15 protein-coding genes are annotated in these 15089 nt (G+C 45.0%); 4 read left to right on the top strand and 11 right to left on the bottom strand.

Annotated elements, in window-relative coordinates; translation table 11 throughout:
• Window positions 1–53: 53 nt before the first annotated feature.
• On the bottom strand, window positions 54–215 hold the full coding sequence (locus tag RLO19_RS24665; protein WP_446360037.1) for a hypothetical protein: 162 nt from the start codon (window positions 213–215) through the stop codon (window positions 54–56).
• Between the two features lie 112 nt (window positions 216–327).
• Window positions 328–2106 (bottom strand): sodium:solute symporter family protein, encoded by a 1779-nt coding sequence (locus RLO19_RS24660; protein WP_446360065.1) that lies wholly within the window; start codon window positions 2104–2106, stop codon window positions 328–330.
• A 323-nt stretch (window positions 2107–2429) separates the two neighbouring features.
• Here RLO19_RS24660 and RLO19_RS24655 point away from each other — a divergent pair, with 323 nt between their 5' ends.
• Window positions 2430–4388, top strand: coding sequence for a BamA/TamA family outer membrane protein (locus tag RLO19_RS24655; protein WP_446360036.1), 1959 nt, complete (start codon window positions 2430–2432; stop codon window positions 4386–4388).
• 145 nt (window positions 4389–4533) lie between these two features.
• On the opposite strand, the gene RLO19_RS24650 is transcribed toward RLO19_RS24655, so the two are convergent.
• The 4 genes from RLO19_RS24650 to RLO19_RS24635 all read right to left on the bottom strand — a co-directional run bounded on the left by RLO19_RS24650 (window position 4534) and on the right by RLO19_RS24635 (window position 9413).
• Window positions 4534–4887: a slr1659 superfamily regulator gene (locus tag RLO19_RS24650; protein ID WP_446360035.1), complete on the bottom strand. Its 354-nt coding sequence runs from the start codon at window positions 4885–4887 to the stop codon at window positions 4534–4536.
• A gap of 58 nt (window positions 4888–4945) precedes the next feature.
• On the bottom strand, window positions 4946–5539 hold the full coding sequence (locus RLO19_RS24645; RefSeq protein WP_446360064.1) for a DUF6272 family protein: 594 nt from the start codon (window positions 5537–5539) through the stop codon (window positions 4946–4948).
• A gap of 97 nt (window positions 5540–5636) precedes the next feature.
• Complete coding sequence (locus tag RLO19_RS24640) at window positions 5637–7745, bottom strand: SpoIIE family protein phosphatase (RefSeq protein WP_446360034.1); 2109 nt, start codon at window positions 7743–7745, stop codon at window positions 5637–5639.
• A 75-nt stretch (window positions 7746–7820) separates the two neighbouring features.
• Window positions 7821–9413 carry a SpoIIE family protein phosphatase gene (locus RLO19_RS24635; RefSeq protein ID WP_446360033.1) on the bottom strand — a complete coding sequence of 531 codons (1593 nt, stop codon included), beginning with the start codon at window positions 9411–9413 and terminating at the stop codon, window positions 7821–7823.
• Window positions 9414–9535: 122 nt separating this feature from the next.
• On the opposite strand from RLO19_RS24635, the gene RLO19_RS24630 reads away from it, so the two are divergent.
• Complete coding sequence (locus RLO19_RS24630; protein ID WP_446360032.1) at window positions 9536–9790, top strand: hypothetical protein; 255 nt, start codon at window positions 9536–9538, stop codon at window positions 9788–9790.
• Window positions 9791–9823: 33 nt separating this feature from the next.
• Here the strand turns inward: RLO19_RS24630 and RLO19_RS24625 are convergent, their stop codons facing one another.
• From RLO19_RS24625 to RLO19_RS24610, 4 genes are all read right to left on the bottom strand, one after another.
• Window positions 9824–10345: a hypothetical protein gene (locus RLO19_RS24625; RefSeq protein ID WP_446360031.1), complete on the bottom strand. Its 522-nt coding sequence runs from the start codon at window positions 10343–10345 to the stop codon at window positions 9824–9826.
• Between the two features lie 19 nt (window positions 10346–10364).
• Complete coding sequence (locus RLO19_RS24620; RefSeq protein WP_446360030.1) at window positions 10365–10793, bottom strand: hypothetical protein; 429 nt, start codon at window positions 10791–10793, stop codon at window positions 10365–10367.
• 194 nt (window positions 10794–10987) lie between these two features.
• Window positions 10988–11170, bottom strand: a complete 183-nt coding sequence (locus RLO19_RS24615; RefSeq protein WP_446360029.1) for a CsbD family protein — start codon at window positions 11168–11170, stop codon at window positions 10988–10990.
• 283 nt (window positions 11171–11453) lie between these two features.
• Window positions 11454–11843 carry a hypothetical protein gene (locus RLO19_RS24610; protein ID WP_446339925.1) on the bottom strand — a complete coding sequence of 130 codons (390 nt, stop codon included), beginning with the start codon at window positions 11841–11843 and terminating at the stop codon, window positions 11454–11456.
• Between the two features lie 327 nt (window positions 11844–12170).
• Between RLO19_RS24610 and RLO19_RS24605 the strand changes: the two genes are divergently transcribed.
• Both RLO19_RS24605 and RLO19_RS24600 read left to right on the top strand, forming a co-directional pair.
• Entirely contained in the window at window positions 12171–12311 is a 141-nt protein-coding gene (locus RLO19_RS24605; protein ID WP_446360028.1) for a hypothetical protein, read from the top strand.
• A 243-nt stretch (window positions 12312–12554) separates the two neighbouring features.
• Complete coding sequence (locus tag RLO19_RS24600; RefSeq protein WP_446360027.1) at window positions 12555–13619, top strand: tetratricopeptide repeat protein; 1065 nt, start codon at window positions 12555–12557, stop codon at window positions 13617–13619.
• Between the two features lie 48 nt (window positions 13620–13667).
• On the opposite strand, the gene trxB is transcribed toward RLO19_RS24600, so the two are convergent.
• The gene (gene trxB, locus RLO19_RS24595) at window positions 13668–15068 is read right to left on the bottom strand and encodes a thioredoxin-disulfide reductase (protein ID WP_446360026.1); all 1401 of its coding nucleotides are present in this window, start codon (window positions 15066–15068) and stop codon (window positions 13668–13670) included.
• Window positions 15069–15089 lie beyond the last annotated feature (21 nt).

Genomic DNA, 15089 nt, shown 5'->3' with positions numbered 1-15089 from the left:
TATCATGAACAGCGAGACGAAAGTCCCTAAACCCGCCCCTACTCAATACTCTCTCACATCCCCAATCCCCTCATGCTAACTGAATTCGTCTCTTCAATAGGTGCAGGCGCTGCCATATCATTGGGCAAAAAGATGCGAGCGCTAACGGCGAGTAATGCGACGACAAAAACTAAGACGATCAGAAAAGGGGCAATATATTGGCGAAAAATAGACATAGGTGTGCAGTAGGGTAAAGATTTGTAACGCTATTCTTATCTATCTTAGAATTACTGAGAACATCGGTTTAATCAAATTATCTACTGAAATCCTCCCCAGTGGTCACATTCGCTACCGATCATCTAATCCTGGTCTGGGTACAGGTAAAGGTTTTTTCCGGTTAAGCTGACGCAGCCACATTGCACCACTCACAGTGGCGATGAGGGACACCCAACCCGTCAGGGGTTGCAGCAGCAAAAACCCTCCGATCGCAAACATAGCACCAAATAACAATAAAATGGCAGCAAGTACCCGTTTAATATCCTGTCCCAGGTTTTGCATCGGTAGTAACCCTGTGCTTTCCTGTTGACGTTGCCAACCAGGACCTGCTGGACGAACCTGGCGATAAAACGCCTCCAGAGTCGCCTCAGATTCTGGCGGTGTCACCAACATTGCCGTAATCCATAACACACTGGTAATGGCTGTCGTCACCAATAGACGCAAGCCAAACTCCTCAATCTGGATAATCGGGACAATACTAGTCGTCAACCCCACAATAAACCCACCCACCATTGCCGTCAGTTCAGCGGTCGCGTTGATCCGCCACCAAAACCAGCGTAGAATTAAGACTAAGCCAGGACCTGTGCCAATGGCAATCACTAACCGAAAGACAGTCGCCACATCCTGAGAAAAGAACGCTGCCATGGCCCCCAACGCTGTCACCACCACTGAAGCAATCCGCCCCGCTAATACCAACTCTGACTGTTGAGCATCAGGTCTAATGAAGCGCTGATACAGGTCATTGGTTAAATAAGACGCGCCCCAGTTAATCGATGTGGATACTGTACTCATAAACGCAGCCAGTAGAGACGTGACGACTAACCCCAACATCACGGGGGGTAGGAAATCCAGCATCAGTTTAGGATAACCTAATTCTCGGTCTGATAAATCGGGATAGACGACAACTGCCACCAGCGCCACGAGTATCCAGGGCCAAGTTCTAACTACATAATGGAGAATATTAAATAACCACGCCGCTTTTTCTGCCTCCGCTTCATCCTTAGACGCCGCCAGACGCTGCACGAATTCCCCACCACCATCACTACGACGAAACGTCCACCACTGGAGAAAGATATAGGCAAAAAAGGTACTGGCGGTAATTCCAGCCGTTTCACTCCAGCGAAAATTATCAGTGATGGGAAAAAAGGATAAGATATCATGTCCAGTTATCTGCTGCACTTTTGGCACAAGAACATGAATTCCACCCACATGATTCACCGCCGCGATCGCGACAACAATTGCCCCAAATAGTGCTAAAAAGAACTGAAAAAAATCGGTAGTGACCACACCCCAAAGCCCAGCAAAACCTGAGTAAATTAAAACCAGAATGCTAACGCCAACCACACTCCAAATTTTCAGATTTTCCCCCGGTTCAATCCCCAAACTCTGCCAAAGTTCCAGGGCATCCACAACTTTAATCATGGCAAGCATGGCGTAGCCAATGGCAATACAGTTAATCGGTACGGCAAATAAAAATGCTTTCGTTCCCCGCAAGATTGCTGCTGTTCGTCCACCATAACGCAGTTCAGTCAATTCGGCGTCGGTGATAATTTCCGAACGTCGCCACAATCGGGCAAAGATATAAATCATCACCAGATGAGCGATGCCAAAACTCCACCATTCCCAGTTTCCGGCAATTCCTCGATTACCGACAACCCCGGCAATGTAAAGGGGCGTATCAATGGAAAACGTTGTCGCCGCCATACTTGTACCCGCTAACCACCAAGGGAGCGATCGCCCGGAGACGAAAAAATCCACCAAACTCCCTGAGGCTTTGCGAGATAGATAAAGCCCTAAGCCCATTGAAGCAATCAGGTAGAGCAAGACAATCAGCCAATCAATCTGTTGCATACTGTCGCGATAACGTTTGACCTGAATTTGATATATTACATCGCTTTCGGTCATGTGATTTTAGAGGTGAGATTTTCATGTTTGCTCAACCTCTCTCACTTGGTGGGGGCGGGTTTATTCATATTTGGGTGAGGTAAACAACAATAACCGTGAAACCCGCCCCTACAGATGGCGGTTCAACGGTAAAGCAAGGCTAAATCCTGAACTGATTGTGTCAGATATAAAGCTGGCACATCTGTTGGAACTTCACGGGTTCAGCCTCGGTCAGGTTAACCAAACGTAAAACTTTCTTTACCAACGAACGGACGATTGAGGCTAATTTTATGCTATACAAAGCTGTTGCCTTTTCCACTTTGGCTGTGCTTGTCGGTGGGGACTTAACTAACCCAGTCAACGCTACTCCAGATCCCACAACTGCTAACCCGCCATCGGAAACCAGAAACTATGTTGTCCCCACAGAAGCCTCCCCAGCAACGCCTTCCCCTAGAACCGTCGCCTCTCCAGAAGCGACGCTAACCCCAGAATTTGCCCAATCGGTTCCCACATTTAATCAATCACAACCTGCTAACGATTTAGTGGTTCTCGCTACAGATGTGCAAGTCGTTGGTGTGTCGGAAGAGTTGCAGCAGCTTGTCTTAAAAACGATTAGAACTCGTCCGGGGGGTCAAACCAGTCAAAGCCAATTGGATCAGGATATTCAAGCGATTATAAATACAGGGGTATTTGCCAACGCCAGTGTCACGCCAACGACTAATTCCACTGGCTGGGAGGTAGTTTATCAGGTTGAACCTGTTATCGCGCGATCGCTACAACTTTCGGGTAACCAGGTTCTCACTCCAGACGTTGCTAATTCTATTTTTAATCCGCAATTGGGTCAACCCGTTGGTCCCGCTAGCCTACGTCAAGGCTTACAAAAATTAGAAGCATGGTATAAAGACAATGGCTATATCTTGGCACAGGTTTTAGACGTGCGATCGACACCCGATGGTGTGATTACCGTTGAGGTGGCTGAAGGCGTTGTCGGTGACATTAATTTCCGCTTCCTCGACGAAGAAGGTGAACCCACAGACGGACGAACTCGCGAGGCTTTCATCGATCGCGAATTGAGCCTACAACCGGGTCAAGTCTTTAATGTGGAGGTTGTGCGCCAAGACTTGCAACAGCTTTACCAATTAGGATTATTTGAGAAGGTGGACATTTCCCTGAATGGCGATGCTAGAAATGTCGATGTTATTTATAATCTGATTGAACGATCAGCCCGTGGGGTGAATGCTGGGGCAGGATATAGCAATGATAGCGGTGTTTTTGGCACTCTCAGCTATAACGACTTCAATCTCGGCGGTGTGAACCAAAAAGTCGGACTGAATGTGCAGTTTAGCCGTCGGGACTTGCAGTTTAATGGCAACTATGGTAGACCATACCGCGCCAGTAATCCGGAACAACCGGGATATGAGGTGAATACGTTTCGACGTCGTACTGTATCCCAAACCTTCGATGATGATGTTGATCTCGCTAATGGGGATGATCCCCGTGAAGGACAGTTTGGGGGTGGTGTAACCCTATCCAAACCAGTGAATCAGGAATGGGATGCGTCGGTGGGAGTCAACTATACCCGCACCAGTATCCGCGATAGTAACGGTAAAATTAATGCGGTTGATGAATTAGGCAATCGTCTCTCCTTCAGTGATAACGGAATTGATGATTTAGTTACCGTCTCCGCCGGAGTGACGCGAGACAAACGAAACAATCCCGTCAATCCTACCCAAGGTTCTTTGGCTCGTCTGAGTACAGAACAGTCTGTACCGATTGGCAATGGTAGTATTTTGATGAATCGGCTGGAGGCGAACTACTCCCAGTATGTTCCCGTTGATGTATTTAATAACAATACTCAAGAAGTCTTGGCATTTAACGTTCAGGGAGGAACTACGATTGGTGACTTACCCCCCTACAACGCCTTTAACCTCGGCGGTCAAAATTCGGTGCGAGGCTACGGTACAGGAGAGGTGGGAACGGGGCGCAGTTATGTGTTAGCGTCGGCGGAGTATCGGATTCCCCTGTTCAATCCAGTTGGCGCTGTTGTCTTTGCCGACTTTGCATCCGATTTGGGTTCTGGTGAAACCGTACCTGGAGAACCTGGTGTGGTGCGGGGTAAACCGGGAATAGGGTTTGGTTATGGTGCTGGGTTGCGCGTCAATTCCCCTGTGGGTGTCATTCGCGCCGATTTAGGATTTAATGATCAAGGAGATAGCCGACTCCAGTTTGGTTTGGGTCAACGGTTCTAAGCTTTAAGCTTACCCTTGAATGGTACAAGATGTGAGTATAACCTAGTCCTTGTCAAGCGGACGAAAGTTTGTGTAGCAGCGATTAAAATCGCCGTGGAAAAAAGGGGGGTTATTTCAATTTTTTGCTATGAATCCGTGCTGTAAATTACTCCAACTCCAACTTTAATCCTGGCATTAATCGCTGCAAATTCTTTAAGGATTTTCCTTGCCAAGGAATTTGGTCAGAACCTTTAATTTCAATCTGGATAGTCTTCTTCTTGCGTACATTCAGGACAAATTTTGACAACATGCTAATCCCCGAACTATTGAGAAATTCTAGCTCCCGCAGGTTTAACGTAATCAGGGAATGGTCTTGCTGAATCATCTCATTGAGGATTTTGACGATGGGTTCGTACTCTTTCATCCCACCCAGTCGCAGTGACCCTTTAAAGTAGACGGTTGCTGTTTCTGGATCACCAATTACTTGGTAGTTTTCACCCTGAATTTCTTGATTTTCCATGAATACATCTGCTCCTAAGACTACATATTTCAAATAATACTGATTAAAGGTTTCAAATCTATACCTTAAGTTGCACCATTGTTGTCACCGTAATCACTTCTGGTTCTTTTTGAACGGTTTCAAATTTCCAACCTAATTTGGCAAAATAATCATTTTTCATGGTTAGTAGCCCCAGTCCAGAAGTTCCCCCAGTTTCATCTTCAGCACTTTTTTCTAACTGATGGATATAGAATTCATCCAGATCGGATTCGAGTAGTTCTTTAATGAAGGATTGGAACTTATCCAAAGATTGATGAGAAACACTATTAGTTGCCAAAAAAACTAACGTTATTTCTGCCGCCATCTCTAGTATATGTAGCCCAAACTTAATCGGATAGGAAGAACTATCGTCATTAAACTTCATCGCATTTTCCAGTAGCTCATTAGCAATATAACTCACCGCTCCTTTTATTTCTACCCGCTTTCCCTCAGGGTCGGGATCTTCGTCAATAGCGGGAAAAAATGTAGTTAAGTAATCAGCGACAAAATCAGCCGACAAACCATTGTTGCGCCAGCGTTGCTGAATGGGAATGGAGCTCGGTGAAAAGCCAAGAATTAAAAACTCATGTTCATTAGAAAGACGCTCATGAAATTCTCCGAATATCTTATGCATAGCCATCAATTACTAATTAAAATAATTAATTTATTCATGATTTTACCAAAATAAATACTATCGCCAACGTCTAACTGTACCCGGAATCCCAAACTATCTATTTTTGTTTGAGTACCAATAGTGTGATATCGTCGTAAACCTTTTGAGAACCAATATGTCGCCGCACATCATCAATCACGATTTGTTTAATCGCTTCTGCTGCGCCTTGCCAATTTTGACTGACAATTTGACATAACTGTTCTAAGCCGTACTGTTTTCCCTCCATATTTTCGGCTTCGGTAATGCCATCGGTATATAGCACAATACCATCCCCAGACTCTAATTGCACGGAAACGTGACTGATAAACTGAGTGATTTCCTCATCCAAGCCAATCGGAAAGCCTAAATCTATCGTATCGACTCGCTCAATCTCACCCGATGCTCTCACGACTATAATCTCTTCATGCTGTCCGCTAATGCTGATTCGTCCGCCGCAATAGTTTAAGATTGCTAAGGTCATATTCCGGTCGGAGTTCATTCGCTCAACATTGTGATAAATGGTGCGGTTGATAACATCCAAAAATTTAACCAAGTCAGTTTCCTGCATTTCCTGAAGGGTTCTAATTGCCGTTTGTGCCATCAGCATAACCACACCACTTTCCAACCCATGTCCAGCCACATCACCAATGCCAATCGTCACAACATCATCGTGATGGAGAATATCATAATAGTCTCCTCCCACTTCGTCAACGGGTTCCATAAACCCCGCAATATCTAATCCTTCAATTGCTTCTAATTCTGCTGGCTTGGGTAAAACCATTTGTTGTAACTGTTTGGCGACATCAAGTTGGGCGCTCATGCGGAGGTTTTCGGCTTTAAGACGTTGGTTGAGGGCGCGAATTTCGCCATTGGCTTGAGCCAGTTGAGCGGTTCTTTCTTCTACTTTTTCTTCTAAAGTTTCAAAGGACTCATGAAGCTGTTTCGCCATGCTGTTAAAGGATTTTGCTAACTCTCCCACTTCATCCGAACGATTAATCTCGACGATTTTTTCCCATTCTCCTTTAGCAATCTCTTTGGCAGCCGTATTCAGGGATAAAATGGGTTGAGTCACCCATCGCGCTGTGAGAATACCCAGAATTGTAGCCACCCCTAAAGCAGCAAGACAGAGCAAAATAGTGGTGCGAGTATTGGCGGTAATTTGTGCCATGAAGTCCGCTTCGGGAACCCGAACCACAATCAACCAGTCTAACCCCTGTACATCGGTTAGAGGTGAGACTTGTACTAGTTGTGTTTTGTTGTTGAGTTCAAAGGAAAATTGTAGAGGTTGATTAATTTGATTGAGATTATCAACCTGTTGGAATAGTTCTTGAGTCGTTAATTTAATACCGGGCTTTTGGCTATTCAGAGCATTGAGGCGAATCGGTACTGAATCAGTGGAGAGATAAGGAGGTTCATCGGTGGAACTAGCAACGATGTTAGCTGAACGTTCAATAATAAAGGCTTGTCCAGATTTGCTAATCTTCAAGTCCCGTAAAAAGTCACTAATTTGAGATAAAATTAAATTCGTCCCCAAAACTCCTTGCAGCGTTCCTTGTTGGTCATAAATTGGTGTCGCGGGCGTAATTTGCAAAATACCTAAATCGGCGGAAATATAGATGGGACTCCAGGTTTGGGTTTGCGCTCTAAGGGTTGCTTGATACCAGGGGCGAGTACGGGGGTCATAGTCTTGGGATTTGAGCAACTCAGTCCGCTCTCCATCCTCGTCTAGAGCATAAATCAGCCGTTTAGGGGCGGTGGCGCGATCGCGAAACTTCACCACTTTGCCACCATCCCTATATTCTTGCACACCAATAAAATTACCGTCTTGATCCCCTAAGAAAATATAATCAACAGCATCCGACAGTTGGATATCAGACCAAAACTGTTGCTGTAAGCTGGTAAAATTATTAATATCTAGATTTCCATTACGGATTGATGATACGGTTATAGCCTGCATAAAGTGTGGCGTTTCTAAATAATTTTTTAGGTGTTGATTAATCCGCTCTGTTACCCTAGTGCTTAACTGAATAGCGAGTTCATTGACCGCTTTTTGTCCCGTGCGAAAGGACAGGTATCCAATTAATCCCACTGTAGCAAAGATTTGCACGACAAAAGGAACGACCAAAACCATGGGTAGTGGCACACTGCCTGATGTTTGGCTAACTAAATGTTTTATTTTCCTAAACATTATAAACATTGTGCCTCAAGGGTTTATGCTTTTTTAGACCCAATACCTAAAATTATAATTAATTTTTCCCTAAATTCATTTCTGTTTCAGCACGAGCAACGTGATATCATCATAAATTTTTTGGCTGCCAATGAAATGCAAGACATCAGCAATCACCTCCTCTTGAATAGCAGTCGCCGTTAAATGTCGATTCCGTTGAATCACCTGACACAGCCGTTCAAGTCCATAAAAATTGCCGTTGATATCTTCCGCCTCCGTAATTCCATCCGTATAAAGTACGGCGATATCTTGGGGATTTAATTGAACAGAAATTTGATTGATAAACTGAGAAATTTCCTCGTCCAAGCCAATTGGAAATCCTAAATCTATCGTATCAATCAGTTCCAATGTACCGGATGAGCGGACGACAATCATTTCTTCATGCTGTCCACTCACACTCAGTCGTCCACCTACATAGTTGGCAATGACTAGGGTTAAATTTTTGTCCGATTTCATCCGCTCAACATTGCGGTAAATCGTGCGATTGAGAACATCAATAAATTTTATCGGATCGGTTTCTTGCATTTCTTTCAATGTTCTAATCGCCGTTTGTACCATGATCATCACCATCCCACTTTCCAACCCGTGTCCGGTGACATCACCAATGCCAATTGTGACAATTCCATCATAGTTCAGGACATCATAATAGTCGCCGCCAACTTCATCAGCCGGTTTCATAAACCCAGCAATATCTAAGCCTTCAATTGAGGTTAGTTCCTCCGGTTTGGGCAGAATCATTTGCTGCATCTGACGAGGAATATCCAGTTCCGCACTCATCCGCAGATTTTCCAATTGAAGCTGCTCGTTTAGCCGCGAAATCTCTTCATTCGCTTCCACTAAATCAATTGTTCGTTCCCTGACTTGTTGCTGTAATTTTTTGGAGTGCTGACGCAAACGACGGATTGATAAGGCTAATCCAGAAATTCCCACAATTGATAAACCACCCAGCATCAAAAATGTTTCCTGTAATCCGGTACGAGTTTGGGTTTTAAACTGATCCAGAGATTGGGTAATTTCTAATACTCCGCGTACATCTCCCACTTGCCAATCTGTTTTAGGCGTACCGGGATATGTATTGTGACAAGCTACACAGCTTGGTGTCATTACATCAGCTTCAGCGTAGAGTAGTGTCGGCTTACCGCGACGGGTTTCAACTCGGAAAAAGGATTGATCTGGATTAGCTTTTAAATAGTTTAGGGCGTCCCATTCAAATTGATTTTTTGGTCCCCCTTCGTCACGTCGCCAAGGAAAAGGATAATCGCTGTAGAGTCGAACGGACATATCTGTTTTTTTTTCCCGAATTTTACGACTCAGTTCGAGTAAGTAGGTTGCAGGTAGAGGAATCGCGCCTGCTTGATTCAAATAGTCATGAGTAACCCGAATCCCATCCACGGTTTCGGCTCGACTGACGATTTCTGAGCTATAAACGGTTCGGGCTTTTTTCATAAGTTGTGCATAAACTTTAGCGTTTTGGAGTGCCTGGGATTCGACCAGTTGAAAGGAAAGATGGGACATACTTAATAAAGTCCCCAAAACTCCAGCACAAAATAGAACTGTCAAAACAGTAATAATTTTCTTGTCAACGACTACAATAAATGTATTCCACACTTTTCGCCATAACCGATTCATGCTTTACTCCTTAAATAGCAGGGGGAGCAATGTTCCAGACGTGCCATGGCACGTCTGGGAGCAGGGGAAGAGAAAAATAGGTAATCTTCTACCGGGAAGGGAGTAGATAAACCTACATAGATATGGCGCAGGATACTGCTTACTGTAGCGCGTATCTTAACGATATTGGCAGTCAGTCAGTGAAAGTCGGGGCGGGTTTAGTTAGATCTGGGTGCAACCGAAAAGACAGCCGTGAAACCCGCCCCTACAGATATGCCATGGCACGTCTGGAACATTCAGATGCTATGTTTTCTTTCCGAAGTGAAGGATCAAAACTTACCTGCCTCTCCTGGGGATTAGAAACCACCGCTATAAAAAAACCTGCTTACGCAGGTTGATGACAATGAACAATTAACTTAAACCTTGAGTGATTAGCGACGATGTCCGAACCATTTTGAGGCAACTGCCCCCATAACTGCCCCCACCAAGGGGTTGCTAAGGAATTTGACAATGGCAGGTTGATCGGCTAAAACCTCTTGAAAGATATCTGGATGAGAGTGATAGGTAAAGGCGGCGAGTTTAGCCACATCATCCTCTGTCATCCGACTGGCGTGATGAGTAGAAAGTCCGAGTTGCTTTTCTAAGTCGCGATCGCTCAATCCACGTTTCTTGAGTTGCTTGAAAAACTCACGCGCCACATCATCCCGTTCATTGGGCTTAATCTGGGCGATAGCCTGTCGCAGTTCAGGTTCCATCTGACTGGGAGGTATGCGATCGGGATGCAGGGATCTGCCAAATAATTGACGTCGTTCATCTCGCGAAGAACGTTGAGCAAAGTCATCAAAGTTTTGATACTCTTGCTCTGGCTTTTCTGGAACCTGTTCCAGAGATTCCGTATTACCACCCGCCAAATCATTCATGATCTGGCGTTTATACTGGTCGCTAGTTGCCATAGTTTATTATCTCCTTTTTTTATTGATACGTAACTTGATTGGACTGATTATTGTAATTCGCTGTCACAATGAGTTCTTTATCCGGGGCGTATACCAATACCTTCAGATCTCGATTGGGAAAATTCTGGTGAAACCCTTGAACTAAAGAGCGGGCTAAATCCTTAACCTCTTGGGGACGAACTTGAGGTGTAATCACAATACCTAACTTATCGTTATCGCGCACGTAGGCATCACTAATTAATCCCTTTGCCGTTTGTACCACCCACTTACCAAACTCTTGACCTGCTGGCGTGTTACCTTGTTCTAATTGTTGATAGGTTACACTGGGATTTAGTGCCGTTGGCGCTTTTGCCTTGGTTTGGTTGGCTTGGCAAGCCGATGTTGTAGCTAGGACTAAAATTAAAGCCAAAGCTGTGATAAACTGGCGAGTTCTTTGACCTAAACTCACAGCAACCTCCTGATGAAACTAATATTGGGTTTTGAAGAAATAACCAGAAGGTCTAGAGCAAGATTGCCTAGACCTCCCTCTCTAGTAAGGCAGGTAGAAGTGAATCAGCCGACTAAAATAAAATCAGATACGGCTTTGGCGGCGTTCCCAATCGCGCACAAATATCTACCTGCTTACTATTGTTTACAATGCAATTAGTCAATTGCTTGTTTAGCTTTGTCTTTCACGTCTTCGACAGCGTGGCGAGCTTCAGCTTCCTTTTGCTTTGCCTTACCTTCTCCCCGATCTTCAGGATCACCAGTAACATTACCCATGGCTTCCTGTGCCTTACCTTCAATGTTTTTGGCAGTTGCTTTAGCTCTATCTTCCGTACTCATATTTTAAGAGTCTCCCAATTATGATGATTATGAATTTGCCCACCAAACTAGTAAATAATTCTTTAGGCAATTTCTTTTCCGTTAATATCCAATGTATCTGTATTTTTTATTATAATCGTCAATCTACGGGTAGATTATGCTGATCCCAGCCTTATACCTAAAGTAGGAATTGGTTATATCCAATCGGGGTTTACTACTTCCTTTTTAGAGATTACCCTACAAAATTGTCGAGACACTCTGCTAGAATATCTCGACAACCTGGAAGATAGAGTTTAACTAAAAATTAATCTAGATAACCAATCAGTTCATCAATTTCTTCCATGATATTGGAGGCGATGGGGCGATTCCCCAGAATCATTTCTGTGCCCGTAAGATGCAGGGTACTCACAGAAATCGGGCGATTTCCTGACACAGCCATGATATCTCGGACTTGCATGTTACTCGCCGAGATCGGGCGATCACCCATGGATGAAAATGTGCCAACAACTTGTAACTCGCTGGTATCCACAGGACGCATCCCCCTTATTGAACCTTGGTCACTCACTTTTAGCGAACTGGTGGCTATGGGACGATTTCCCGGTAGAGGGATTGAAGGTTCAACCAGAGAAACTTCCCCAGCTTGCTGCTTTTGAATAGCTAGCTTTGTTGATTGGGTTTCGTTATCTTTTGCCATGCTTGTTTCCTCGCTTTTTGTAGGGGTACGACTGTTTGTTTTACTATTAGCTTTTCTTTGGCTAGTGGCGCTAATTGCCATAGTCAATGCGTGAAATTTCTAACGGCATTTGTTAGAGAGTAAGAGACACAACCCCTGTTGGGGCGTTGTCGCTACTTTGGCTGAGACTTTGAGAATTATTATAAACGTATATCTATCTTAAAGAATAGGTATAAAACAATACAAACTTGTAAAGATTTGCAAAGATAGAGGGAAATCGACTGTGACCATTGAGGGGGAGCATCAGCAATAGACAAGAGTGAAATCGCCAGTTTTGACCAAGCGGGGGTGTTAAACCCCCAGGATACGCGCATCTGGTTGAATCGAGGCATAGCTTTGGCAGACTGGGGAAAGCATGAAGCCGCGATCGCAAGTTTTGATCAAGTGATTGAACGAGAACCCACACTTGCACAAGCCTGCCTATACTGATCCGGATTTCGGGGAGTTGGGGAAGAATAAGCAAGTAAAGGCGTTGACTAGGATAAGTGAGGAGACAACCCTAAGCCGTGAACGATCGCGGTTCTGATTGCTAAACCCTAAACCCTAAACCCCACATTCGTTTCCCGACTCCTTTATGTATTGCACTCAATCGAGAATCGTCAAGAACGTTCCCCCTCAACGCTACAACCTGTGAACCAGGTCAAAAGCCTCTCATAGCCAAAAAATACATCGATGAGTACTCTCCTGTTAGAAAATCCTCAAGCCGCAAACGTTAGCTACAATCACCCCTTGGAAGTCACAACCCATGAAGCTTGGTATAACTTGGGTATTGTACTGATCCAGTCCGGACAGTTTGAAGAAGCGATCGCGACGGTTGACCAAGTTTTAGAACGTGAACCGGATTTATACCAACTGTGGTATAACCGGGGAATCGCCCTGGATAAGGCGGGACGCCATGAAGAAGCGATCGCTAGCTATGACAAGGCGGTGAAATTGCAACCAGACTTTTACCCGGCTTGGTATAATCGGGGCAATGCGCTGGTGAATTTAGGACAGTATGAAGCGGCAAATGTCAGCTATAATAACGCCCTAGACCTTAAACCGAGCCTGCATCAAGGTTGGTACAATCGAGGCAATGTTCTGTTTAGCTTACAACGCTTTGTTGAAGCCATCGCTAGCTATCAAGAAGCCCTGAAAATTAAGCCGGATAAATACGAAGCTTGGTATAACCAAGGACATGCTTGGGTACACCTAAAACAGTTCCAAGAAGCCATCGCTAGCTATGATGAAGCCCTAAAAATTAAACCCGATGCTCACGAAGCTTGGAATAACCGAGGGGGTACACTGTATCGCCTTGAGCGTTTTCAAGAAGCCGTGGCAAGTTACAATGAAGCCCTAAAACTTAAGTATAAACAACATAGTACTTGGTATTATCGCGGCAATGTCCTCGTCAACTTGAGATACTTTCAAGATGCTGTAGCCAGTTACGACGAAGCCCTGAAAATCAAGCCCGACAAATATGAGGCTTGGTATAATCGAGGGTATGCATTTTTACAATTGGGAGACTACCCAGAAGCCTTGGTTAGTTTCGACAAAGTGATAGAGTTAAAACCTGACAGTGCTCCTGCTTTTTACAATAAAGCTTGCTGTTATGCTTTGCAGGGCAATGTTGACCTAGCGATCGAAAACCTGCAAAAAACTATCAATCTGAATCCTGATCAGTACCGAAATTTAGCTAAAAATGACTCCGATTTGGCTAGTATTCGGCAGGATGAGCGATTTCAGAAATTAATCTAGTACACCAGAGACGCGCCATTCGTAGAGACGCGCTACGAATGGCTATTACTAGACCGACGCTCTAGCTGCTGAAACTTCGGCGGGTAGGTACTTCTCAATCATCTGACGGTATTCGCTTTTTTGTTTTAATCCCTTGAGTTGATCTAAAATTTCTTTGTCTTTGAAAAATTGTACCGTAGGTGTCCCAGTAACCATAGCATTTTCAGCGATTTCGGGTTCCGCTTCAATATCAACCTCGACAAAGTGAATTTTGCCCTCATATTCATCCACCACTTTATTTAAAATTGGCTTCAGGGTATGACAAGGACCACAGTTGGGTGAAACATACTTAACTATGATCAGGCGATGGCTATCGTGGAAGAGTTTGCGTAGGGCATAACCGCCAACATGCCGTGTCTCATTGATATCAAAGGTTTCTTCTGTATCTGCTGTCGGTTTATCTTCCAACCTCTGGATAGGTTGTTCAGATTCGGGTTTCTGGTGATATTCCTGAATCAGGTTATGGGTAGATAACCAGCGTTCGGCTAACATAGCTGCCATACAGCCGCTTCCCGCCGCCGTGATGGCTTGGCGAAATTCATGATCTTGCACATCACCCGCCGCATAAACCCCTTCTACGCTGGTTTCAACCGAACCCGGTTTGGTGATAATGTAGCCCACTTCATCCAGGTCGAGTTGTCCTTGGAACAGGGAGGTGTTGGGGGTATGACCGATCGCGTAAAATAATCCTTTAACCGGTAAGTCGCTCTCCTCGCCCGTTTGGATGTTGCGGAGTTTGACCCCACTCATCCGACCATTTTCGCCAAATACATCCACCGCCTCCGTATTCCAGTGAACGGTGATATTGGGATTATTTAGCACTCGATCTTGCATGGTTTTTGATGCCCGCAGTTGGTCACGGCGCACCAATAAATGCACATGATCCCCGTATTTAGTTAAATACACGGCTTCTTCGGCGGCGGAGTCACCCCCACCCACCACGGCTAGGGATTGACCGTGAAACAGGGGAGTCGCACCATCGCAAATCGCACAGGCGGAGATCCCATGACTCCAATACTGATGTTCGCTCTTGAGTCCTAAACGTTTAGCGGTGGCACCGGTGGCGATTACAATACTGTGGGCTTGAACTTCTCGCTCGTCAGAACGGATAATAAAAGGATGCTGACTCAAATCCACAGACGTGACATCCTCGGTATAGCACTGTGTCCCCCAGCGTTCGGCTTGGGCTTTCATCCCCTGCATCAGTTGCGGACCTGTGATCCCTTCCGGAAAACCGGGAAAGTTTTCTACGTCGGTGGTAGTCATTAACTGACCGCCAGGAAGTCCCCCGGCTTGGAATCCCTCAAACATCAGGGGTTTGAGGTTAGCACGGGCGGCGTAAATGGCAGCCGTGTAACCCGCAGGACCAGAACCGATAATCACCAGATTTTCTACAGTGGGGTTGGGCATATAAATAAACTCATAACGACT

Origin of the sequence: Coleofasciculus sp. G2-EDA-02, assembly GCF_040226375.1 — a bacterium.
Taxonomy (GTDB): domain Bacteria; phylum Cyanobacteriota; class Cyanobacteriia; order Cyanobacteriales; family Coleofasciculaceae; genus Coleofasciculus.
Note: the sequence above shows the minus strand (reverse complement) of the source record. Positions and strands in the feature narration are given on the sequence as shown.

What these genes read in the sequence shown, in the direction of transcription:
- RLO19_RS24625 (WP_446360031.1), bottom strand. Translation starts at nt 10,345, where the DNA reads ATGGCAACTAGCGACCAGTATAAACGCCAGATCATGAATGATTTGGCG.
- RLO19_RS24610 (WP_446339925.1), bottom strand. Translation starts at nt 11,843, where the DNA reads ATGGCAAAAGATAACGAAACCCAATCAACAAAGCTAGCTATTCAAAAG.
- RLO19_RS24615 (WP_446360029.1), bottom strand. Translation starts at nt 11,170, where the DNA reads ATGAGTACGGAAGATAGAGCTAAAGCAACTGCCAAAAACATTGAAGGT.
- RLO19_RS24665 (WP_446360037.1), bottom strand. Translation starts at nt 215, where the DNA reads ATGTCTATTTTTCGCCAATATATTGCCCCTTTTCTGATCGTCTTAGTT.
- RLO19_RS24645 (WP_446360064.1), bottom strand. Translation starts at nt 5,539, where the DNA reads ATGCATAAGATATTCGGAGAATTTCATGAGCGTCTTTCTAATGAACAT.
- trxB (WP_446360026.1), bottom strand. Translation starts at nt 15,068, where the DNA reads ATGCCCAACCCCACTGTAGAAAATCTGGTGATTATCGGTTCTGGTCCT.
- RLO19_RS24630 (WP_446360032.1), top strand. Translation starts at nt 9,536, where the DNA reads ATGGCGCAGGATACTGCTTACTGTAGCGCGTATCTTAACGATATTGGC.
- RLO19_RS24655 (WP_446360036.1), top strand. Translation starts at nt 2,430, where the DNA reads ATGCTATACAAAGCTGTTGCCTTTTCCACTTTGGCTGTGCTTGTCGGT.
- RLO19_RS24600 (WP_446360027.1), top strand. Translation starts at nt 12,555, where the DNA reads ATGAGTACTCTCCTGTTAGAAAATCCTCAAGCCGCAAACGTTAGCTAC.
- RLO19_RS24640 (WP_446360034.1), bottom strand. Translation starts at nt 7,745, where the DNA reads ATGTTTAGGAAAATAAAACATTTAGTTAGCCAAACATCAGGCAGTGTG.
- RLO19_RS24650 (WP_446360035.1), bottom strand. Translation starts at nt 4,887, where the DNA reads ATGGAAAATCAAGAAATTCAGGGTGAAAACTACCAAGTAATTGGTGAT.
- RLO19_RS24660 (WP_446360065.1), bottom strand. Translation starts at nt 2,106, where the DNA reads ATGCAACAGATTGATTGGCTGATTGTCTTGCTCTACCTGATTGCTTCA.
- RLO19_RS24635 (WP_446360033.1), bottom strand. Translation starts at nt 9,413, where the DNA reads ATGAATCGGTTATGGCGAAAAGTGTGGAATACATTTATTGTAGTCGTT.